The sequence below is a fragment of the Vreelandella hamiltonii genome (assembly GCF_014651775.1).
GTDB lineage: Bacteria > Pseudomonadota > Gammaproteobacteria > Pseudomonadales > Halomonadaceae > Vreelandella > Vreelandella hamiltonii.
In genome coordinates this window covers 82,146-102,607 of record NZ_BMXN01000005.1, presented here as the reverse complement: position 1 = coordinate 102,607, position 20,462 = coordinate 82,146, and the positions used below count along the sequence as shown (strand labels likewise).

Sequence of the window (20,462 nt, the reverse complement as noted above, 5' to 3'; positions counted from 1 at the left end):
CCCGGTCGGCGTTTTTTTAACGTATGGCCGCGCCTAGTGGCTGGCGGTCAAACGCTTCTCGAACAGCGCCTGACGCTCTTCGACGTCCGTCTGGTAGCGAACGCTGAAGGCGTTGAGGGCACGTAGGGCGTCTTCGGGGTGCTGATCATCCCGCAGGGCCATGGTCGAAAACCCGCAGCGGCGCATGTAATCGAGCTGGTCGACCAACACGTCACCCACTGCACGAATTTCCCCCGTGAAGCCGTAACGCTCCCGCAGCAGGCGGGCAATGGTGTAACCACGGCCATCGGTAAAGGCAGGAAAATCGACGGCAACGGCAGGTGCTTTATCGAGCGTGCTGGCCAGCTCGGCATTCAGCTCGGTATCACTGGCCAGCAGGGGGGCCAGTTCCGCATCTTCCTTGTTTGCCTGCCAGAGCGCCAGCGGCACGAACGCAGGGCGCTGCTCGGGCAGCGCGTCGGCATCGTAGGAAACGCACCAGGCATTCTCAGCGGCCAACTCACCGTTGTCGATCAGGTGATCCACGTGCACCGGCGTCTGTGGCAGCGCTTCGGCTTGAGTGTCATTGCTGGGCATAAACACGCTCCTTGAAGGGTTTCAGGCCAATGCGACGGTAGGTATCCAGGAAGCGCTCATCTTCGTGGCGCTCGGCCACGTACACTTCCAGCACTTTCTCGACCACACCCGGCACGTCTTCGCGGAAGAAGGAGGGGCCGAGAATCTTGCCTAACGAAGCATCATCGGTGGCGTTACCGCCAATCGAGATCTGGTAATACTCTTCGCCTTTCTTGTCGACGCCCAGAATGCCGATATGGCCCACGTGGTGGTGACCACAGGCGTTCATGCAGCCGGAGATGTTCAGGTCCAGCGGCCCCAGGTCGTAAAGGAAGTCGAGGTCCTCGAAACGCTCCTGGAGCGCCTGGGCGATGGGGATCGACACCGCATTGGCAAGGCCGCAGTAATCACCACCGGGGCAGCAGATGATATCGTTGAGCGTGCCTACCGTGGGGTTGGCCATGCCCAGCGCGTCCAGCTCGTTCCAGAGTGCTTCGATCTCGTCGACGGGCACGTCCGAGAGCACCAGGTTCTGCTCATGGGTAACACGTACTTCACCGAAGCTGTAACGGTCTGCCAGGTCGGCAACGGCGTCCATCTGGTCGGCGGTCACGTCGCCAGGCGCGTGCTCACGGCGCTTGAGCGACAGCGTCACGGCCTTGTAGCCCGGCACTTTGTGGTCGGTCACGTTGTTGGTGACGAAACGCGCAAAACTGCGGTTTTCACCGCGCAGCTGTTCGTAGGCGTCGATGGCGCTCTCGCTGACAGGACGGCGCTCGGGCTCCGGGAAGTGCACCTTGGCGGCATCCACGGCGGCCTGGTTCAGCGTTTGCGGGCCATCCTTCAGGTGGGCCCACTCTTCATCGACGCGGCGACGGAACTCTTCGATACCCAGCGCCTTGACCAGGATCTTGATGCGCGCCTTGAACTTGTTGTCGCGGCGGCCAAACTGGTTGTACACCCGCACGCAGGCTTCCAGGTAGGTCAGCAGGTGCTGCCAGGGCAGGTCATGGCGGACCACGTCACCAATCATCGGCGTACGTCCCAGGCCACCGCCTGCCAGTACCGAAATGCGCAGCTCACCTTCATCGTTGCGCCACAGGCGCAGGCCAATATCATGCACCTGAATGGCTGCACGGTCCTGAGCGGCGCCGGTGACGGCGATCTTGAACTTACGCGGCAGGTAAGCGAATTCGGGGTGCAGCGTCGACCATTGGCGAATCAGCTCGCACCACGGGCGCGGGTCTTCCACTTCATCGTTGGCGATACCCGCAAACTGGTCACTGGTGGTATTACGGATACAGTTGCCGCTGGTCTGGATGGCGTGCATCTGCACCTTGGCCAGTTCTGCCAGGATGTCCGGCACGTCTTCCAGGGCGGGCCAGTTCAGCTGGAGATTCTGGCGCGTGGTGAAGTGGCCATAGCCGCGGTCGTAGCGACGGGTGATCTCCGCCAGCGCGCGCAGCTGATAGCCCGCCAGCATGCCGTAGGGAATGGCAATGCGCAGCATCGGGGCATGCTTTTGGATGTAGAGCCCGTTCTGCAACCGCAGGGGGCGGAACTCTTCTTCTCCCAAACGCCCTGCGCGGTAGCGTTCCATCTGGTCGCGGAACTGAGCGACGCGCTCATCGACCAGCGTCTGGTCGTGAATATCATAACGGTACATGTGGCACGATCCTGCTAAAAGCGAAATGGTCACGTCGGGACGGACGGTATTGTGCCGCCACCTTAACGCGGGCGTCATATTCTACAAAAGAATATATAATTATCTTTTTATCGTTAAATGCTATTAATGCGTTAGCGCTCAGGCATTCGCCTTGAGGCCGTGGGCCAGCCAGCGTCGTCGCTGCCAAACCCATAAAAAACTGCCGGAATTGAGCAGCCGATAGCATAGCTGGCTCAGCCATACGCCGACCAGCCCGTAGCCCATGACGATGCCGACCCACCAGGCCAAGGGCAGAAATACCAGCCACTGCATGCCCAGCGTCAACAGCATCACGGTACGTTGTGCGCCCGCTCCCATCAACGCCTGGGCCAGCACCAGGGCAGCCGCATCCAGCACGATCATCACGGCGGTAATGCGTAGCGGGAGTGTCCCAAGTTCGAGCAGCGCCGGATCCGTAAAAAAGATCCCCAGAATCTGCGCGGGAAACAGCAGCATGGGGAGCGCCAGTATACTCAACATCATGGCCGCGACGCGAAGGGCGTCCAGCCCCCAGCGATGTGCCTCGCGCTGATCGTCACGCCCCAGGGCTTCGCCCACCAGGCTCATGGCAGCCACGCCAATACCCACGCCAGGCAGAATCAGCAGCAGAGAGAGGTTCACCAGCACATGGCCTACCGCCACGCTGGAGGTACCCAACCGCCCCAGCAGCCAGAACAGCACCACATAGCCCGCGGCAAACCAGAGCTGTTGAAGTGAGTGGGGGAAGGCCAGCCGGACGGTTTGCCATAAGGCCGCCAACGGCAAGGGCTGCCACGTAATGCGCGCCCGCAGCGTTACCCAGGCCCAGGCCAGCAGGCCCAGCAGCAGTGAAAGGCTGGTGCCCATGGCCGCGCCATTGGTGCCCAGCGCAGGCAAGCCTGCCAACCCGTAGATCAACCCCGCGCTGAGCAGCACGTTGACCAGATGCACCGCTACGACAATACGCAAATACAGGTGGGTGTGCTGAAGCCCGTTCCAGTAGCCCCTCAGGCAGAGGGTCATGGCGATCACCGCAAGCGACAGCACCCGCCAGCGAAAGTAGTCGACGGCCACTTGCGAGACATCATCTGCGGGAGCGATCAGCTGTATCCACCAGGGGGCTTGCCACCATGCCCAGGCGGTCAAGGGAACCCCTACCCCCAGGCTGATGAGCAGCCCGGCCTGCAAGGCAGTGGGCGAGGTGCGGCCTTCTCCGAAAGCGTGAGCGGTCTGGGATTGCACGCTGGACGAGAGGCCGAACACCAGTGCCGTCATCATGAACATGGCGTAGCCACCCAGCCCCACGCCCGCCAGAGCCTCCTCTCCCAAGTGGCCCACCAGCGCGGCATCCACCAGGTTGAGCATGCTCTGTGACAGCATGCCCAGCATGACCGGGAGAGCAAGGCGCATGACCTTGCTCTGACGACGAACCGGCGACATCAGCTCGGATCGTAGGAGAGCACGGGCGCCAACCAGCGCTCCATTTCTTCCAGCGACATCTGTTTGCGCTGCGCCAGCGCATCGACCTGGTCACGGGTGATCTTGCCGGTGGAGAAGTACTTCGACTGCGGATGGGCAAAGTACCAACCGGACACCGCCGCCGCTGGCCACATGGCAAAATTCTCGGTCAGCACGAGCCCGGTATTCTTTTCGGCTTCCAACAGCCGGAACAGCGTGGCTTTTTCGGTGTGATCAGGGCAGGCAGGATAGCCGGGGGCAGGGCGGATGCCCTGGTACTTCTCGGCGATCAAGGCCTCGTTGTCCAGCGTCTCTTCCGGCACGTAGCCCCAGAACTCCTTGCGTACCCGCTCGTGGATACGCTCGGCAAAGGCCTCCGCCAAACGGTCGGTCAGTGCCTGTACCAGGATGGCATTGTAGTCATCTCCCGCCGCTTCATAGGCTTTGGAAAGCTCATCCACACCATGGCCCGTGGTGACCGCAAAGCCCCCGATCCAGTCGGCCTTGCCGCTCTCCTTGGGGGCGATGAAATCAGCCAGGCTGTAACAGATGCCGTCACGGCCTTTGGTGGTCTGTTGGCGTATATGATGCAGACGCTCGACGACCTGGGTGCGGGATTCGTCGGCATAGACTTCGATGACATCGTCGTCCACGCTGTTGGCAGGCCACAGGCCGATCACACCCCGCGCCTGCACGCGTTTTTCATCGATCAGCTTGCGCAGCATGATCTGCGCATCGGCAAACAGGCTGCGCGCCGCTTCACCCACGATCTCGTCGTCGAGAATTTTCGGGTACTTGCCGGCCAGTTGCCAGCTCATGAAGAAGGGCGTCCAGTCGATGCGCTCCACCAGCTCGTTCAGGTCGTAATCGTCGAAGGTCATCAAACCCGGCTGCCGGGGGGCCACAGGGGTATGCGTGGCCCAGTCGGTGCGGAAGCGCCGCTTGCGAGCCTGGGTGTAGTCCAGGTCGGCGGCTTTGGGGCGACGCTTGGCGTTGCGCTCGCGGACCTTTTCGTACTCTTCACGAATCTCGGCGACGTAGGCCGCCTTGAGGTTGGGCGCCAGCAGCTTGCCGGCCACGCCCACGGCGCGGGAGGCGTCGGTGACGTAGATGACCGGGTGGTCGTACTGGGGCTCTATCTTGACGGCGGTATGCGCCTTGGAAGTCGTCGCACCGCCGATCAGCAGCGGCAGGTTCATGCCGCGTCGCTGCATCTCCTTGGCCACATGGACCATTTCGTCCAGCGAAGGCGTGATCAGGCCCGACAGGCCGATGATATCGGCATTGTGGTCAATGGCGGCCTGGAGAATTTTCTCGGTGGGCACCATGACGCCCAGGTCGATCACTTCATAGTTGTTACACTGCAGCACCACGCCAACGATGTTCTTGCCGATATCGTGGACATCGCCCTTGACCGTGGCCATCACGATCTTGCCCTTGGCCTGGGTCTCGGCGCTTTTCTCGGCTTCGATGAACGGGATCAGATACGCCACCGCCTGCTTCATGACGCGGGCCGACTTGACCACCTGAGGCAGGAACATCTTGCCCGCGCCAAACAGGTCGCCGACCACGTTCATGCCATCCATCAGCGGGCCTTCGATGACCTCGATGGGGCGTTCAGCCTGGGCGCGGGCCTCTTCGGTATCTTCCTCGATGAACGCCGTCACGCCCTTGACCAGCGCATGCTCGATGCGCTTGTTGACCGGCCAGCTGCGCCACTCCAGATCTTCCTTCTTGGCTGCGCCGCTGCCATCTCCCTTGTACTTGTCGGCAATGTCCAGCAACCGCTCGGTGCCATCATCGCGGCGGTTGAGCACCACGTCTTCGACGGCGTCACGCAGTTCGGCGGGCAGATCATCGTAAACCGCCAGCTGGCCGGCGTTGACGATGCCCATGGTGAGCCCGGCGCGAATCGCGTGGTAGAGGAACACCGAGTGGATGGCTTCCCGCACCGGGTTGTTGCCACGGAACGAGAACGACACGTTGGAGACGCCGCCGGAAATCATCGCATGGGGCAGGTGCTCACGGATCCACTGGGTGGCCTCGATGAAATCGACGGCGTAGTTGTTGTGCTCCTCGATGCCGGTGGCGATGGCGAAGATATTCGGGTCGAAGATGATGTCTTCCGCCGGGAAGCCTATCTCGTCGACCAGCAGGCGGTAGGCGCGTTCACAGATTTCCACCTTGCGGGCGAAGGTATCGGCCTGGCCCTCTTCGTCGAAGGCCATAACGACGATCGCCGCACCAAAACGGCGACATTTGGTGGCCTGTTCGCGGAACGCCGCTTCACCCTCTTTGAGCGAGATGGAGTTGACCACCGCCTTGCCTTGCACGCACTTCAAGCCCGCCTCGATGATGTCCCACTTGGAGGAGTCGATCATGATGGGCACCCGGGCGATGTCAGGCTCCCCGGCAATCAGGTTGAGGAAGCGCACCATGGCTTCCTGCGACTCCAACATGCCTTCGTCCATGTTGATGTCGATGATTTGCGCGCCGCTCTCGACCTGCTCCAGCGCCACTTCCAGCGCCGTGGTGAAGTCCTCTTCGACGATCAGGCGTTTGAAGCGGGCCGAGCCGGTCACGTTGGTACGCTCACCCACGTTGACGAACAGCGAGTTGGCCTCGATGTTGTAAGGCTCCAGGCCCGCCAGGCGGCAGGCGCGACGGCGCTCGGGCACCTGACGGGGCGCCATGCTGTGAACGGCCTCGGCAATGGCGCGGATATGTTCCGGCGTCGAGCCACAGCAGCCGCCAATGATGTTGACCAGACCGCTCTGGGCAAACTCGCCCACGATGGCCGCCATCTCTTCTGGCGTCTGGTCGTACTCGCCGAACTCATTCGGCAAGCCCGCATTGGGGTGTGCCGACACGAAGGTATCTGCCTTGGTGGCCAGCTCTTCCAGGTAAGGGCGCAGTTCCTCGGCGCCCAGCGCACAGTTGAGGCCCACCGAGAGGGGCTGGGCATGGCGAATGGAGTTCCAGAAGGCTTCGGTGGTTTGCCCTGACAGGGTGCGCCCGGAGGCATCGGTGATGGTCCCCGAAATCATGATCGGCAAACGACGGCCCAGGTCTTCGTAAAGCTCTTCAAGGGCGTAAATGGCGGCCTTGGCATTGAGCGTGTCGAAAATGGTCTCGATCATGATCAGATCGGCACCACCCTCGATCAGCGCGTTGGCGGCTTCGTAATAATTCTCGCGCAGCTCGTCGAAGGTCACGTTGCGCTTGGCGGGGTCGTTGACGTCCGGCGACAGCGATGCGGTACGCGAGGTAGGCCCCAGCACGCCGGCCACGTAGCGAGGTATGTCGGTTTCCGCGGCCACGGCATCACACACCTCTCTGGCCAGCCGGGCAGACTCCCTGTTCAGCTCGGGCACCAGGTCTTCCATGCCATAGTCGGCCTGGGAAAGTCGTGTGCTGTTGAAGGTGTTGGTTTCTAGAATATCGGCGCCTGCCAGCAGGTAGTCGCGGTGGATACGGGCCACCACGTCGGGGCAGGTCAGGGCCAGCAGGTCGTTGTTGCCCTTGAGATCGGAAGGCCAGTCGTGAAAACGCTCGCCACGAAAATCCTCTTCACTGAGCTGGGCATTCTGCAGCATGGTACCCATACCGCCATCCAGAATCAGGATGCGTTGGGTCAGGCGTTGGGTAAGGGATGCAGTCAAATCACTAGCGGCCATGGCAGGGGAAGTTCTCCAGCGTCTCGGTCGAAAAGGATATTCTTGTTGTCGTCGTCATGGGTGAGCGGCGCTTATCATACCAAAGGGTGCTCGCAAGGGCAGCAAGTAAGCCATGCCGCTCGCCCAATAGCCGACTAAAACGGTCGGGATTGTGTCGCAACGTGGTTTTGCTTACCATAGGCACAAATGACATGTGAAGTGGCAACGCCACTACCACGGGAGGATAACATCCCTTATGACCACGACTATCGAAGCGCCGGGCATTGACATCACTGATAGCGCACAGGGCTACCTCGCCGAGCTGCTGGAAAAGCAGAACGTCGAAGGCATTGCCGTGCGTATTTTCATTACCCAGCCGGGCACGCCTTATGCAGAAACCTGCCTGGCCTACTGCCGCCCGGGTGAAGAAGAGCCCACCGACGTCAAGCTCGAGCTTGACAAGATCAACGTGTTTCTCGACAAGAACAGCCTGGCATTTCTTGAAGAGGCCGTGGTGGACTTCAACGCCGACCGCATGGGTGGGCAGCTGACCATCAAGGCACCCAACGCCAAGATGCCCAAGGTCAATGCGGACAGCCCGCTGGAAGACCGCATCAACTATATCCTGTACAGCGAGATCAACCCCGGGCTGGCGGCCCACGGCGGTGAGATCAAGCTGGTCGAGCTGACCGAAGATAAAATGGCCATTCTGGCCTTTGGTGGCGGTTGCCAGGGCTGTGCCGCAGTCGACCTGACCCTCAAGGATGGCGTCGAAAAAACGCTGCTTGAGCGCATCCCCGAGCTGGCGGGTATTCGTGACGTCACCGACCACACCGATACCAGCAACGCCTACTACCGCTGACAAATAGTCGCCCCATGAAAAGGGGCTGAATCCAGGCTGATTTGTTTGTCTGGATGTATGTAGCAAGCGTGTTAGAGCCCGGCAGGCCACTGTCGGGCTCTCTTGTTCATGACCTTGCAACGGCAAGATAGCGGCACGGTTTAAAAAATGTTAGCCAGCAAATAGCGAGAAACAGACCCTAGGTGTATAACTGTTGTAGAGGAGAAACGACAACAGGGAGCATCGATCATCAAAACGTCATCCGCTTTTTCCAACATTCATAAACCCATCTTCTTTGGTTCACTAGGCCTGCTGCTGGCCGTCACGATCCCCCTGGTGCTGTTTCCAGACATGGGACGCGTATGGGTCATGGCGGCGCAAGGCTTCGTCACCACCAACTTCGGTATGCTCTACCTGGCCATGGGGCTAGCTTCTCTGGGCTTCATGTTTTACATCGTGTTCAGCGACATTGGCCAGATCAAGCTGGGAGATGTGGATACCGAACCCGAATTCTCGCTGTTTTCCTGGGGTGCAATGCTCTTTGCGGCAGGTATCGGTGGCTCGGTAGTGTTCTGGGGCATGGTGGAGTGGATGTACTACCTGCAAGCACCGCCATTTCATCTCGAGCCTTTCTCGGAAGAAGCGACGGCCTGGGCAGCCACCTACGGCATGTTTCACTGGGGGCCTATCGCCTGGTCGATCTACCTAGTGCCTGCGCTACCCATGGCGTATTTCCTGCACGTACGCAAGCATAAGGTCTTGAGAATCAGCGAAGCAATTCGCCCAGTACTGGGTGAAAAGCTGGCCAGAAGCTGGCTGGGCAACATCATCGACGTGCTGTTCATCTTCGGCATGCTGGGTGGCGGTGCCACGTCGCTGGGCATTCTGGTGCCGCTGGTCAATGAAGGGGTGGGCGAGTTGCTGGGCTTCACGCCCAACGCGCTGAGCCAGGTACTGGTGCTGCTGGGCACGACAGCCCTGTTTGCCGTCAGCGCCTGGCGCGGCTTGAAGGTTGGCATCGAGGTTCTGTCGGACATCAATATGTGGCTGGGGTTGGGGCTGCTGCTCTTCATCCTGATCATGGGGCCCACGGTGTTCATTCTCGATACCGGCCTGAACTCGATCGGCCTGATGCTCAGCAATATCGTTCGCATGGCTACCTGGACCGAACCTTTCGGCAGTTTGAGCGGCTTCGAAGAAACCGGCTTTCATCAGTCGTGGACCATTTTCTATTGGGCCTGGTGGCTGGTATTCGCTCCTACGGTGGGCTTGTTCATCGCGCGGATTTCGAAAGGCCGGCGCATCAAGACCATGGTGGCCGGGTCGATCTTTTTCGGCTCCATGGGCTGTGCGCTGTTTTTCATGATTCTGGGCAACTACGGCCTCTATCTGCAGCTTTCAGGCACGTTGGATGTCATCCAGGTCATGAATGAACAATCCGCCAACGCTGCCTTCTTTGCTGTATTGGGAGAGCTTCCGTTTGCCTGGCTGGTCAAGCTGCTGGTCGTGGTGCTGCTGTCCATATTCACTGCCACGACCTTCGATTCGATTGCCTATATTCTGTCGTCTGCCGCTGAAAAGAAGCTGGACAAGGAGCCCGCCCGCTGGCACCGACTGTTCTGGGCCTTTACGCTGTCATTGTTACCCATGTCCTTGCTGTTTCTGGGCGGCCTGCAAACGCTGCAAACTGCCAGTATCGTCAGCGGTCTGCCGCTGCTGGTCATTGCCGTACTGCTTATGGTATCGATGGTTAGGGCAGCGCATTATGACCTGCGCTACCAGCCAGATTACGATGAGCCGGAAATCAATATCGAGGAATTCCCGGAAAACGACCCTTGGACAGAAGAGGGTAGCTGGGAGGTGCCTGAAGAGAGCGGTGCTCCCGACAAGGGATGACCCAACCGCTGGCGAGCGCCACCTCCTTGGAGGTGGCGTTTTGCATTGGATTCATCTTGTAAGGTTTATCTTGTTGCGTCTCTCTTATCGGGACAACCGCAAGGCTTATTTCTGTGGCCTATTCCTGTGACCTAGAGGTCATGGCCTCTGGCAGCGCCGCCAGCTGTGCCTGCATAGCCTCCATTCGCTGCCACAATTGTTGTTGCCACTCTTCACGCCCTGCCGATTGCTGCTGCTCCGCCGCTAACGCCTGCCTTGCCTGATCGAGATTACGCTGAGCGGTTTCCAGTGCCACCTCCAGTGTTTCCTGGTGCCCCTGATGCGTTTGCAGCTGCTGCTCGAGCTTGCCGTTGTCCACCTGCAAACGGCTGACCGTATCGTTTTTATTGCGCAGCTCCTGCTCCAGCGTCTCGCTACGCTTTTCCCACTGCTGCAGACGTTTCTGCAGCGCTTTCTCTTCGTTGGCACGCTCCTGACGCAAGGTGTCCAGCAGCGCCATCAACCGCGCCTCGGCGGCTTCGTTACGCTGCTCCTCCTGTGCGAGGCGCTCCTCCCATGCCTGCTGCTTAGCCTCCAGTTGCATAGTGAAGTCCTCCTCGGCAGCCGTCAGGGCGCGCTGGGCGCCTTGCAGGTCAGCCAGGTGCTGCTCGGCATGCTTTGTGGCCTGCTGAGCCTGCTGCTGCCAATGCCGCTCGCGGGCCTGACACTCTGCCAGTTCACGATGCAGCTGTTCCAGGCGCTGTTCGGTGTGGCGCAGGTGCTCTGCCAGGGCGCTTTCTCGCTGTTCGGCATTGGCGGCCTGCTGGCGTGCTTCGGCGGCTTCCTGCTGAGCGTTTTCTACTTGCTTGTTGGCATCTTCGCGATAGTGCGACAGTGCCTCGTTGGCCAGCTCCTGCGCTTCACTCCATAGTTCACTCGCCACATTGGCCACCACTTCCGGGACGCCCTTGGGTGGGGGAACGTCACGATTCTGCTCACGTGCCGCCCGCCAGGTGCGGAAATGTTCGCTGATGGTGGTGAAGCTGCCGGTTCCCAGTACATCGCGTATGCGCTGCACGCTTGGAGAGTCGCCACGAGACAGCAGCGTATCGATTGCCTGCTGTACATCACTGTACTGAATGCCGTTCCGAGCCATGCCTGTTTGAATCCTTGAAGTGAGTCGCGCCTGAAATGTTCAGGATGGATATTTGCTATGCGCCATTGTCGTGTAAAAACGGACTCAACTCAATTATTACGTATTACATAAAACGTAATATTATTTATCTCAAAACCTATAAATTCAAGATTACCCATATTATCTTGAATTTATGTGTCAAAAAGGCGATGCTGAGCGCTCTGATAGCGCGAGTTACCACCATGACCCAGCCACCTGTGCCGCTCTACGACTCAACGCACCTTGTGACCTTCGCCAACGGGCTGGAGATGGCCGAGCGGAAGGGCAGTGGCGACGTGTTTTCCGACATAGGGGGCAGGCAGGCAACAACAACCGATTCAGCAACGCTCCATGTGTCGGCCGATAGCGACCATCAGGCCGTTGCGCATTGGTTGGCAGAGTACCGAGACAGCCCGCAAACCCTGAAGAGCTATCGTCGTGAAGCGGAGCGGCTGTTGCTCTGGCTGGCCAGCCAGGGGCGCGGGCTAAGGGAGGTGAACCGTGAAACGCTGCGGGACTACGAGGCATTTCTGGAAAACCCGCAGCCCAGGGAGATGTGGGTAGGACCTTCCAAACCACGCCACCATCCGGCTTGGCGACCGTTTCGCGGCGGGCTGTCACCGGCAAGCCGACGCCAGGCCCTCGTCGTCCTGCAAGGTCTGTTTGGCTGGCTAGTGGAAGCAGGGTGGGTAGGCCACAACCCATTCGTGCTGATGCGCGACAAATCGCGCCGCCTCAATAATCAGACCCAACGTATCGAACGCTATCTGGAGCGACCGCTGTGGGACTGGCTATGGGCGTGGCTGAATACACGCCCCGTGCCTGAGGATACACGCGGCCGCTATGAACATGCGCGGCATCGCTTCATTTTCAGCTTTGCCTACCTATTGGCGCCGCGTATCCATGAGATGGCCAACGCCACCATGGCCGATTTTCGGGTCAGTGAAGGGCGCTGGTGGTGGCATGTGATTGGCAAGGGCGGCAAGCAAGCGCGCATACCGCTGCCCGAGGACATGCAGGCGTGCTTGCAACAGTGGCGGCAGGCGCTGGGCTTAGCGGGCCTGCCCGGTGCTAGCGAACATGGCCCGCTGATCCGCGCGCTGGACAAGCAGCGCGGCATCAGCGACAACCAGCTCTATCGTTTGATCAAGGAGGCCTTCGGTGATGCTGCTATGGCCCTTGAAGCAGAAGGGGGCAAGAGGGAGTATATCGATGCGCTACGCATGGCTACGCCCCACTGGCTACGCCACACTTCGATTACCCATCAAGCCCAGGCGGGTGTCAGCCTGCGCTACCTGGCAGAAAACGCCCGCCACTCAAGACTGGATACCACCAGCCGCTACCTGCACACCGAAGCCCATGAGTGGCATGAGCAGCAGCAGCGGCATCGCTTGAAAACAGCACCCCCAGAACAGCCTTGAACCGTTATAATGTTGGCCTTCAACGCACTTACCCTGAAAAGGAACCACCATGACCACTTCCGGTGCCGAGCTCGCCCAACAAGAGCTGGTCGAAGAGTTTGAAATGTTCGATAACTGGATGGATCGCTACCAGTACATCATCGATATGGGGAAGCAGCTCCCGGCGTTTCCCGCTGACAAAATCACCGACGAATTCAAGATTCAAGGCTGCCAGTCAAACGTGTGGATGTGCCATGAAGAGCAGGGCGGCCGCTTGATCTTCAAAGCCAAGTCCGACGCTGCCATCGTCTCGGGGCTTATCGCGGTGCTGCTGCGCATTTATAGCGAGCGCACGGCAGAGGAAATCCAGCAGACGGAGCCGCATTTTCTGGCAGATCTGGGATTGGACAAGCACCTGTCACCCACCCGGAGCAACGGCCTGCATGCCATGCTGGAGCGCATCTATCAGGTGGCTAAACAGCATTAGATAAGCAATTTGCTAATGCTCTGAAGGTTTGGAGGAGGGGCCTGAACAGCAGTCTTCATCTTCCTTGCAAAGCTGCTCGCTGCGGCCGCCCGGTACCGGGTCCATGCCCCCCGCGCTGCCGGGGTGGCAGCGCAGGATGCGCTTGAGCGCCATCCAGCCCCCTTTGAAAGGGCCATGCACCTGGATGGCTTCGATGGCATAGGACGAGCAGCTGGGCCAGTAGCGACAGCGGGGGCCCAAGAGCGGGCTGATCGTATATTGATAAAGCCGAACCAGACCGACCATCAATAGTGACACTCCCTTGATCAACGCGTTCTTTACCACCTTCAACGCTTTCAAGAGGGCGCCTTCAAGGGCTTTTTTTGCCATACAGCGTGGCGGGGTCGATCAAGGGCTGGCTGGTGATGGCGGCCTTGTGGGCATCCACCGCCACGTAAAAACAGCTGCGCCTGCCGGTATGACACGCAGGCCCCGTCTGGTCTACCTGCAGCAGCAGCGTATCGCCATCGCAATCCAGCGCAGCGCTTTTCAGATGCTGCTGCTGGCCGGACGTCTCACCCTTGCGCCAGAGCGCCTGACGAGAGCGAGAGTAGTAGCATACTCGTTGGGTAGTGAGCGTTTCTTCCAGCGCTTCCCGGTTCATCCAGGCCATCATGAGCACTTCGCCGCTGTCGTGCTGCTGTGCTATGGCAGGCAGCAGGCCATCCGAATTGAAGCGCACCGAGGCCAGGATGGTCGCCACATCGGGCAGCGTGTCTGAAGGGGAGGCGGACTCCAGCGACTTGAACAGATCGCCGTCGTACTGGTTGACTATGGACATCACGCGTTACTCGCAGGTCGGCACGCCTGGCACAAGCCCTGAAGCTCGATGGTCTGGCGCTCTACATGAAAGCCCTGGCGCTTGGCCAGCGCAGCCAGCTGGTCGCTGATTTCGTCCAGATGAAGCTCTTCCACATAGCCACACTGACGGCAAATCAACAGCTGAAAGCCGTGGACGTGCTCCGGGCAGGCGCAGGCAACGTAAGCGTTCTGCGACTCGATGCGATGCACCAGCCCCTGGTCGATCAGGAACTCCAGCGCCCGATACACCGTCGGTGGCCGTGCGGCGGCATGCTCCGTGGAGAGCTGATCCAGCAGGTCGTAGGCTTTCAGGCCGCCACCATTTTCGGCGATCAACTCCAGCACCCGGCGGCGGATAGGGGTAAAGCGTACACCGCGAGTGTGGCACTGAGACTCGGCTTGTTGCAGTAACGTGTTGGCTTCAGTCATTGGACAGCTCGTTGAACATCATGGGCCTAGTCTACGCGCTTGCCGAAGAGGTGTCAGGCGTTTCCACCAGCTCGCTTCGCCGCGCAAAGTGATGCTGGGCAAACGCAACCCGCTTGGCAACGGGAACGTTATCTGGCTGCCGTTCGATCAAGTCCAGGCGGCGGCGCAGGCCTTCGCCATTGGTCATCTGGATGGCCAGGCCAGGGCGCGCGTTCAGCTCCAGAAGCATGGGGCCATGCTCCCGATCCAGCACCATATCGGTGCCGAGGTACCCCAGCCCGGTCATTTCATAGCAGCCCGCTGCGAGGTGCAGCAGCGTTTCCCACTGAGGTACCACCAGGCTAGCCAGATCATGCCCGGTGTCCGGGTGGCTGAAGCAGGGGCGGTCGAACTGCACACCGCGCAGCGCGGCTCCCGTGGCGATGTTCAGCCCTACACCCACTGCTCCCTGGTGGAGGTTGGCCTTGCCATCCGAGGCCGCCGTGGACAGGCGCATCATGGCCATGACCGGATACCCCTTGAACACGATGACGCGAATGTCCGGCACGCCTTCGTAGGTATACTCCAGCAGGCTCTCGTCGAAGTTGATCAGCGTTTCGATGACCGCGACGTCAGGGGAGCCCCCCAACGAATAGAGCCCCGAAAGTAGGTTCGAGACATGTCGCTCGATATCTTCCATGGTCAAGGAAGCGCCGCTGGGCTTGAAGAACAGGCCATCCTCGACCCGCTCGATCACCAGGATTCCCTTGCCGCCGCTGCCTTTGGCGGGCTTGATGACGAAACCATGGTGACCTACCAGCATCTCGCTCATGTGCTTGACGCCGAATTGCGTGGTCACGGTACCGATCAGTTTGGGCGTGGTAATACCGTACTGCTCGGCCAGCAGCTTGGTCTTGAGCTTGTCATCCACCAGCGGATAAAGATGGCGCGCGTTATATCGGCCGATATAACGAATATTGCGCCGATTCATGCCAATGATGCCTTTATCCCTCAGCCTGGTCGGCCAGGTCCAGTTTTCGAACCAACTCATGAGGGCTTCTCGTCATCGGTGATGGGTTTGAAGCGACGCAGTTCCAGCAGGCGATAGCCGGTGTAGTTGCCCAGCAGCAGAATGAACGCCATCAGGATCAGCTGTACGCCAAGGAAGTTGAAGGTGATGTGGCGCACCCAGGGGTTGTTCATGGCCAGGTAAGCCAGCACCGCCGTGAGCAGGCTGCCGCCGCCCTGGATCAGTACTTGCTTGGGGCCTTCCTCTTCCCAGAGGATCGACATGCGTTCGATGGTCCAGGCAAGAATGATCATCGGGAAGAAGGTCACCGTCAGACCCGCACTCAGGCCCATGCGGTAGGCGAGTACCGTAAAGATGGAGATGATCGCGATGACCGTGATGATCACCGCCGACACCCTCGCCACCAGCAGCAGGTTGAGGTAGGAAAGGTAGTTGCGGATGATCAGACCAACGCTGACGATCAGCAGGAAACCGATCAGACCGGTCAACAGGGTGGTCTGGATAAAGGCCAGGGCAATCAGCACGGGCATGAAGGTGCCCGACGTTTTCACACCCACCAGCACGCGCAAGAAGACCACCACCAGCGCGCCAATCGGGATCAGCAGAATCGTCTGGAACAGCGCTTGCTCTTCCAGGGGCAGGCTGTGGATCGAGAAGTTGAGCAGCGTATCATCGGAGTAGTGGTTGCGAACCGCCGCTGATGCGGGCTGATTGTGGGTCAGCATGGAGAACGATACTCGCGAGTTGGTACCGCCCTGTACTTCGAGCACGGCACGCCCGCCGGTTTCCCAGAGCAGCAGGTTCTCAGGGCGACCGCGCTCGCCGGTGGCAGGATTGAACAACGCCCACTCTTCGGCGGTCTGGTCGAATACCTGGATCCAGCTACTCAGGTTCTGGCGACGCCGTCCATCCTCGAGCAGCAGGCCACTCACTTCACGGGCCTGAACGCCCGCCTGGTTGAGCAGGCGCACGATCAGCGCAGAGGGCTGCATCTGGGTCAGCAATAGACGGGCATTTTCCCCTTGGCGTTCGCCAGTAATGTCGAGGATGAGCTCGCGGGCAAAGGTCGCGTTGTTGGCGCTACGCGCCCAGGCACGCTCGATGAGCTGGCTGGCGGCCGTGTCATAGGGGCTTTCCCAAGGGGTAATGCTGGGGATCCCTGGTGGCGTTTGAATGGGAGAGCGAGCGTCGGGGGATACCAGCATCTGCACGGAATAGTAAAGCTGCTGACTACCGGCCGCGTCACGAATGGTCCACTGCGCCTGACGACCCATCTCATCGGCCTGGTACGCCAATCCATAGCCGGAAGACGCAGTATTTTCAGTCAATACGCGGTAACCCGCCTGATGAGAAGGCAGCGCGAAGTCTACCTGCACCGGCCCGTTCTGCGCATTGAAATTGATGACGGCTTCGATTTCCCATACCTGCCGCTGTTCACCCGGAAACCAGGGTATTTCGAACTGCAGATGCCTATGCACACTGGTGGCAATACCCGCCAACAGCAGCAACCCAACGATAAAATAAAATGGTAACCGGGACATGATGATTCCTTTCAGCGTAAAGCGGCAGGGGAGTGATATTACTCTTCGGTATCGTCTTGATCGGCCGCTTCATCATCAGCCGCCTGCTCAGAAGGTTCACCGCCAGGAAATTCGGGGCGTTCATGAAGATAGGTTTCCGCCACGTCGATGGTGGCAATGTCCATCATGAAGCGGCGACCCAGCAGCACCGGAAAATCCAGATGGGTACGGTCGTTCAGGGTGAACTCGACGTTCTCGCGGATCGGCCCCAGAGTCATCAGCAGCGAGATCACCGGACGCGACTCTTCGCCAGAAGCTTGCACGATTCTGACACGACGCTGGATGGGCGCCTCGATCCACTCGTCCCGAACGCGATCTACGACCACATCGTCTTCATTGAGTGCCAGCTTGAAGCGCACCCAGTTTTCACCGTCACGCTCAAAGCGCGTAATGTCCGAGGCGGACAGCGAGGAAGTATTGGCGCCAGAATCCACTCGGGCCTTGAGGTACGTACCGATGCCGGGAAAGCCGACCCATTCGCTGCGCCCAAGCAGCGTCTTGCCGTCTTCGATGGCTTCTGTCGGACACTCTTCACGAATGATCACGGGCTCCTCACCACGTGCTTCGAGATTGGCGACATCGTCACGCAGCAGGCGCAGGAGGCTTCCCACTTCGCGCACGTCGGCGGTCAGCGTGCGCTGCTGGGCAAGCTGCTGTTCGTTGAGCGCCGAAGAAGCCTGACACTGTTGCTGCAAGCTGGATTCGAGTTCAAGGATACGCGTGTTGAACGACGCCTCGCTTAGTGGCGGGGGCTCATTCGATTCGGGCTGTGTCACTGCACAGCCTGCAAGCGACATCGACAAACCGGCCATTAGCCATAGAACACCTGAGCGCATAACGAGGGATATCCTTAAACAATAAGAGCACGAATGATAAGGAGAAGGGTATCTGCTTGTCCAACGTCACGGTGGCTTTTCATGGGCTCGCAAGGTGTTTGTGGCACTCTATTTAACATAATATATATTATGCGAACCCGTGTGGCCTGAAAAGACGTGGATGAACGTTCATAGGCAGAACTCGTTCGCCATGCTAAATTCTTTTACAAGAGTCATACCAAAAACCAAGACCATACAGGTAACCCACAATGAAACGTCTTTACCAATGGCCCATGCTCCTTATCATCCTGGTCACCAGTACCCTGCTGATGTCCGGATGCTCCAGTGTAAAGGTCGAAGACTACGCTGGCACGACGCCTGGACTGGACATTGCCGACTACTTCACCGGACAAACACGCGCCTGGGGCATGGTGCAGGATTACAGCGGTGAGGTGCAGCGCCGCTTCACGGTAGATATCGAAGGCACTTACGAAGGTAATACCCTGACGCTAGATGAAGCTTTCGTGTTCGACGACGGCGAAACCGACCGCCGAATCTGGCAGTTCACCCGTATCGATGAGCACCGCTGGATCGGTACCGCCAATGACGTCGAAGGCCAGGTCGAAGCTCGTCAATATGGGCATGTCTTCCACATGCGCTACCCACTGGAGATCGAGGTTAGCGGCCGTTCCATTCGCTTCACCATGGATGACTGGATGTATCTGCAGCCGGACGGTCGCTTGATCAACCGTACCTCCATGCGCAAGTTTGGCCTTACTTTGGGTGAAATTACCCTGGTGTTCGAGCAAGTGGCGCCAACCGACGACTGACGCAAAGCGGCCTGGCACCAGGCCAGGCCGCAAACACCTACGTCCGACGATCAGTCGTCAGCGGGTGCGTAGGATCCATCTTCACGGTGCACTTCGTTGCCGGTAATCGGCGGCGTGAACACACAGGCCAAGTGCATGGTCTTGTGGGCACGCAGCAAGTGCTCATCGTGCTGGTCGAGGATGTAGATGTCACCTGGCTTGATGGGCCAGATCTTGCCATCTGCCAGGGTTTCCACTTCGCCTTCGCCTTCGATGCAGTAGACGGATTCGTAGTGGTGCTTGTAGTGAATATGAGTCTCGGTCCCTTCAAAGATGCGCGTGATATGGAACGAGAAATTGCCGCCGTCATTGGCCAATACCAGGCGCGTGCTATCCCAGTTGCCGTTTTCGGCCGTGACGAGACGGTCGGTCTTGCGAGCTTCTTCGATATTACGAACGATCATGGGCGTACTCCATAACGTGGCAGCCAAGGCGGCTGCCGTTCCATTAAGCGTTGATGACTTTCTTGACCGACGCTTCCAGAATATCCAGCGCTTCGAGCAGGTCGGCATCTGGAATGGTCAGCGGGCACAGACATTTGACCACTTCGCCATCCTGGCCACTGGTTTCGATGATCAGACCCTCCTCGAAAGCCGTGCTGGTGATCTTGTCGGCAATCTCACCCGAGACCACATCGATACCACGCATCAGGCCACGACCGCGCTCTGTAGCAGGCATGCCGTTCTCGCTGAGCAGCGCTGCCAAGGCCTTGAAACGTTCTTCGACGATACGCGCTTTACGCTGAACGTCGCGTTCGAAGGTATCGTTGGACCAGTATTTTTTCAGCGCCGCCGTGGCAGTCACCATGGCGAGATTGAAACCACGGAACGTACCGTTGTATTGGCCTGGCTTCCACTTGTCGAGCTCCGGGCGCATCAATACGTGGGCGAACGGCAAGCCAAAACCTGACAGCGACTTGGAGTTGGTCACGATGTCTGGCGTGATGCCTGCATGCTCGAAGCTGAAGAATTTGCCGGTACGGCCACAGCCTGCCTGAATGTCGTCCACGATGAGCAGAATGTCGTGGGCACGGCAAATCTGTTCCAGGCGCTTGAGCCACTCCAGGCCCGCCACGTTGATACCGCCCTCCCCCTGCACGGTCTCGACGATGACGCCGGCCGGAACATCGAGACCACCCGACTTGTCGTTGAGCAGCTTCTCGAAGTAATCCAGCGTATCGGCGTGCTCGCCCATGTAGCCATCGAACGGCAGGAAGCTGGCACCCTGAGTGGGAATACCGCCGGTGGCTTCGCGGAACTTGCGATTACCGGTGGTGGCCAGTGCGCCCATGGTCACACCGTGGAAGCCGTTGGTGAAGGTCACAATGTTATGGCGACCTTTAGCAACACGGGCCAGGCGAATGGCCGCTTCCACTGCGTTGGTGCCGGTAGGCCCAGGCAGATGCACCTTGTAGTCCAGACCACGTGGCTTGAGGATCACGTTTTCCAGCGTTTCAAGATAGTCACGCTTGGCGCTGGTCCACATGTCCAGGCCATGTACGACACCATCCGTGGCCAGATAGTCGATCATCGCCTGCTTCAAGTGCGGGTTGTTATGACCGTAGTTGAGCGTTCCGGCACCGGCAAGAAAATCGATGTACTCACGCCCATTCTCATCGGTCAGGCGTGCGTTCTGGGCCTTTTTGAAGACGACAGGAAAAGAACGTGAATAGGTACGAACATTGGATTCCATGCGTTCGAGCGTCTGGGTCTGCATAAGCGACCTCCTTATCAGTCGGGTCTGGTTGGCCTGATCGGCAAAAAGTGGCAGCCGGGGCAACACAAGCGGGA

Annotated in this window: 18 protein-coding genes; 5 read left to right on the top strand and 13 right to left on the bottom strand. The window is 59.3% G+C overall.

Features of this window, described 5'->3' with window-relative positions; translation table 11 throughout:
* Positions 1 to 33: 33 nt before the first annotated feature.
* The 4 genes from IE091_RS06265 to metH all read right to left on the bottom strand — a co-directional run bounded on the left by IE091_RS06265 (position 34) and on the right by metH (position 7,374).
* A complete protein-coding gene (locus IE091_RS06265) occupies positions 34 to 576 on the bottom strand; it encodes a DUF934 domain-containing protein (protein ID WP_189463059.1) in 543 nt (180 codons plus the stop codon).
* Positions 563 to 2,221, bottom strand: coding sequence for a nitrite/sulfite reductase (locus tag IE091_RS06260; RefSeq protein ID WP_096922987.1), 1,659 nt, complete (start codon positions 2,219 to 2,221; stop codon positions 563 to 565). The genes IE091_RS06265 and IE091_RS06260 overlap by 14 nt, the downstream gene beginning before the upstream one ends.
* Before the next feature lie 138 nt (positions 2,222 to 2,359).
* The gene (locus IE091_RS06255) at positions 2,360 to 3,679 is read right to left on the bottom strand and encodes an MATE family efflux transporter (RefSeq protein WP_189463057.1); all 1,320 of its coding nucleotides are present in this window, start codon (positions 3,677 to 3,679) and stop codon (positions 2,360 to 2,362) included.
* Positions 3,679 to 7,374, bottom strand: coding sequence for a methionine synthase (gene metH / locus IE091_RS06250; protein WP_189463055.1), 3,696 nt, complete (start codon positions 7,372 to 7,374; stop codon positions 3,679 to 3,681). The genes IE091_RS06255 and metH overlap by 1 nt, the downstream gene beginning before the upstream one ends.
* A gap of 235 nt (positions 7,375 to 7,609) precedes the next feature.
* On the opposite strand from metH, the gene nfuA reads away from it, so the two are divergent.
* Positions 7,610 to 8,215: a Fe-S biogenesis protein NfuA gene (nfuA, locus tag IE091_RS06245; RefSeq protein WP_016913846.1), complete on the top strand. Its 606-nt coding sequence runs from the start codon at positions 7,610 to 7,612 to the stop codon at positions 8,213 to 8,215.
* Positions 8,216 to 8,401: 186 nt separating this feature from the next.
* Entirely contained in the window at positions 8,402 to 10,090 is a 1,689-nt protein-coding gene (locus IE091_RS06240; protein WP_189463181.1) for a BCCT family transporter, read from the top strand.
* A 118-nt stretch (positions 10,091 to 10,208) separates the two neighbouring features.
* Here IE091_RS06240 and IE091_RS06235 read toward each other — a convergent pair whose 3' ends face one another.
* Positions 10,209 to 11,225: a DNA-binding protein gene (locus IE091_RS06235; RefSeq protein ID WP_096922990.1), complete on the bottom strand. Its 1,017-nt coding sequence runs from the start codon at positions 11,223 to 11,225 to the stop codon at positions 10,209 to 10,211.
* A 221-nt stretch (positions 11,226 to 11,446) separates the two neighbouring features.
* Here IE091_RS06235 and IE091_RS06230 point away from each other — a divergent pair, with 221 nt between their 5' ends.
* Complete coding sequence (locus IE091_RS06230; RefSeq protein ID WP_189463053.1) at positions 11,447 to 12,664, top strand: tyrosine-type recombinase/integrase; 1,218 nt, start codon at positions 11,447 to 11,449, stop codon at positions 12,662 to 12,664.
* A gap of 49 nt (positions 12,665 to 12,713) precedes the next feature.
* Positions 12,714 to 13,130, top strand: coding sequence for a SufE family protein (locus IE091_RS06225; protein ID WP_016913843.1), 417 nt, complete (start codon positions 12,714 to 12,716; stop codon positions 13,128 to 13,130).
* Between the two features lie 12 nt (positions 13,131 to 13,142).
* Here IE091_RS06225 and yidD read toward each other — a convergent pair whose 3' ends face one another.
* The 6 genes from yidD to IE091_RS06195 form a co-directional block, all read right to left on the bottom strand.
* Positions 13,143 to 13,415 carry a membrane protein insertion efficiency factor YidD gene (gene yidD, locus IE091_RS06220; protein WP_229800776.1) on the bottom strand — a complete coding sequence of 91 codons (273 nt, stop codon included), beginning with the start codon at positions 13,413 to 13,415 and terminating at the stop codon, positions 13,143 to 13,145.
* A gap of 64 nt (positions 13,416 to 13,479) precedes the next feature.
* Positions 13,480 to 13,950, bottom strand: a complete 471-nt coding sequence (gene hisI / locus IE091_RS06215) for a phosphoribosyl-AMP cyclohydrolase (RefSeq protein ID WP_096922993.1) — start codon at positions 13,948 to 13,950, stop codon at positions 13,480 to 13,482.
* The gene (locus tag IE091_RS06210) at positions 13,950 to 14,399 is read right to left on the bottom strand and encodes a transcriptional repressor (RefSeq protein ID WP_039177943.1); all 450 of its coding nucleotides are present in this window, start codon (positions 14,397 to 14,399) and stop codon (positions 13,950 to 13,952) included. Before IE091_RS06210 ends, hisI begins: the two co-directional genes overlap by 1 nt.
* A gap of 31 nt (positions 14,400 to 14,430) precedes the next feature.
* The gene (locus IE091_RS06205) at positions 14,431 to 15,429 is read right to left on the bottom strand and encodes an alpha-L-glutamate ligase-like protein (RefSeq protein ID WP_039177944.1); all 999 of its coding nucleotides are present in this window, start codon (positions 15,427 to 15,429) and stop codon (positions 14,431 to 14,433) included.
* Positions 15,426 to 16,949, bottom strand: a complete 1,524-nt coding sequence (locus IE091_RS06200; RefSeq protein ID WP_039177946.1) for an inactive transglutaminase family protein — start codon at positions 16,947 to 16,949, stop codon at positions 15,426 to 15,428. The genes IE091_RS06205 and IE091_RS06200 overlap by 4 nt, the downstream gene beginning before the upstream one ends.
* Before the next feature lie 38 nt (positions 16,950 to 16,987).
* Positions 16,988 to 17,824, bottom strand: coding sequence for an ATP-dependent zinc protease family protein (locus IE091_RS06195; RefSeq protein WP_039177948.1), 837 nt, complete (start codon positions 17,822 to 17,824; stop codon positions 16,988 to 16,990).
* Positions 17,825 to 18,072: 248 nt separating this feature from the next.
* Between IE091_RS06195 and IE091_RS06190 the strand changes: the two genes are divergently transcribed.
* The gene (locus IE091_RS06190; RefSeq protein ID WP_229800771.1) at positions 18,073 to 18,633 is read left to right on the top strand and encodes a DUF3833 domain-containing protein; all 561 of its coding nucleotides are present in this window, start codon (positions 18,073 to 18,075) and stop codon (positions 18,631 to 18,633) included.
* 50 nt (positions 18,634 to 18,683) lie between these two features.
* Here the strand turns inward: IE091_RS06190 and IE091_RS06185 are convergent, their stop codons facing one another.
* Positions 18,684 to 19,076: an ectoine synthase gene (locus IE091_RS06185; RefSeq protein WP_016913836.1), complete on the bottom strand. Its 393-nt coding sequence runs from the start codon at positions 19,074 to 19,076 to the stop codon at positions 18,684 to 18,686.
* A 43-nt stretch (positions 19,077 to 19,119) separates the two neighbouring features.
* On the bottom strand, positions 19,120 to 20,388 hold the full coding sequence (ectB, locus tag IE091_RS06180; protein ID WP_016913835.1) for a diaminobutyrate--2-oxoglutarate transaminase: 1,269 nt from the start codon (positions 20,386 to 20,388) through the stop codon (positions 19,120 to 19,122).
* Positions 20,389 to 20,462: the final 74 nt, after the last annotated feature.

Excerpts from the sequence above, each read along its gene's own strand:
- IE091_RS06265 (WP_189463059.1), bottom strand. The coding sequence starts at position 576 with ATGCCCAGCAATGACACTCAAGCCGAAGCGCTGCCACAGACGCCGGTG.
- IE091_RS06260 (WP_096922987.1), bottom strand. The coding sequence starts at position 2,221 with ATGTACCGTTATGATATTCACGACCAGACGCTGGTCGATGAGCGCGTC.
- IE091_RS06255 (WP_189463057.1), bottom strand. The coding sequence starts at position 3,679 with ATGTCGCCGGTTCGTCGTCAGAGCAAGGTCATGCGCCTTGCTCTCCCG.
- metH (WP_189463055.1), bottom strand. The coding sequence starts at position 7,374 with ATGGCCGCTAGTGATTTGACTGCATCCCTTACCCAACGCCTGACCCAA.
- nfuA (WP_016913846.1), top strand. The coding sequence starts at position 7,610 with ATGACCACGACTATCGAAGCGCCGGGCATTGACATCACTGATAGCGCA.
- IE091_RS06235 (WP_096922990.1), bottom strand. The coding sequence starts at position 11,225 with ATGGCTCGGAACGGCATTCAGTACAGTGATGTACAGCAGGCAATCGAT.
- IE091_RS06230 (WP_189463053.1), top strand. The coding sequence starts at position 11,447 with ATGACCCAGCCACCTGTGCCGCTCTACGACTCAACGCACCTTGTGACC.
- IE091_RS06225 (WP_016913843.1), top strand. The coding sequence starts at position 12,714 with ATGACCACTTCCGGTGCCGAGCTCGCCCAACAAGAGCTGGTCGAAGAG.
- yidD (WP_229800776.1), bottom strand. The coding sequence starts at position 13,415 with ATGGTCGGTCTGGTTCGGCTTTATCAATATACGATCAGCCCGCTCTTG.
- hisI (WP_096922993.1), bottom strand. The coding sequence starts at position 13,950 with ATGTCCATAGTCAACCAGTACGACGGCGATCTGTTCAAGTCGCTGGAG.
- IE091_RS06210 (WP_039177943.1), bottom strand. The coding sequence starts at position 14,399 with ATGACTGAAGCCAACACGTTACTGCAACAAGCCGAGTCTCAGTGCCAC.
- IE091_RS06205 (WP_039177944.1), bottom strand. The coding sequence starts at position 15,429 with ATGAGTTGGTTCGAAAACTGGACCTGGCCGACCAGGCTGAGGGATAAA.
- IE091_RS06200 (WP_039177946.1), bottom strand. The coding sequence starts at position 16,949 with ATGTCCCGGTTACCATTTTATTTTATCGTTGGGTTGCTGCTGTTGGCG.
- IE091_RS06195 (WP_039177948.1), bottom strand. The coding sequence starts at position 17,824 with ATGCGCTCAGGTGTTCTATGGCTAATGGCCGGTTTGTCGATGTCGCTT.
- IE091_RS06190 (WP_229800771.1), top strand. The coding sequence starts at position 18,073 with ATGAAACGTCTTTACCAATGGCCCATGCTCCTTATCATCCTGGTCACC.
- IE091_RS06185 (WP_016913836.1), bottom strand. The coding sequence starts at position 19,076 with ATGATCGTTCGTAATATCGAAGAAGCTCGCAAGACCGACCGTCTCGTC.
- ectB (WP_016913835.1), bottom strand. The coding sequence starts at position 20,388 with ATGCAGACCCAGACGCTCGAACGCATGGAATCCAATGTTCGTACCTAT.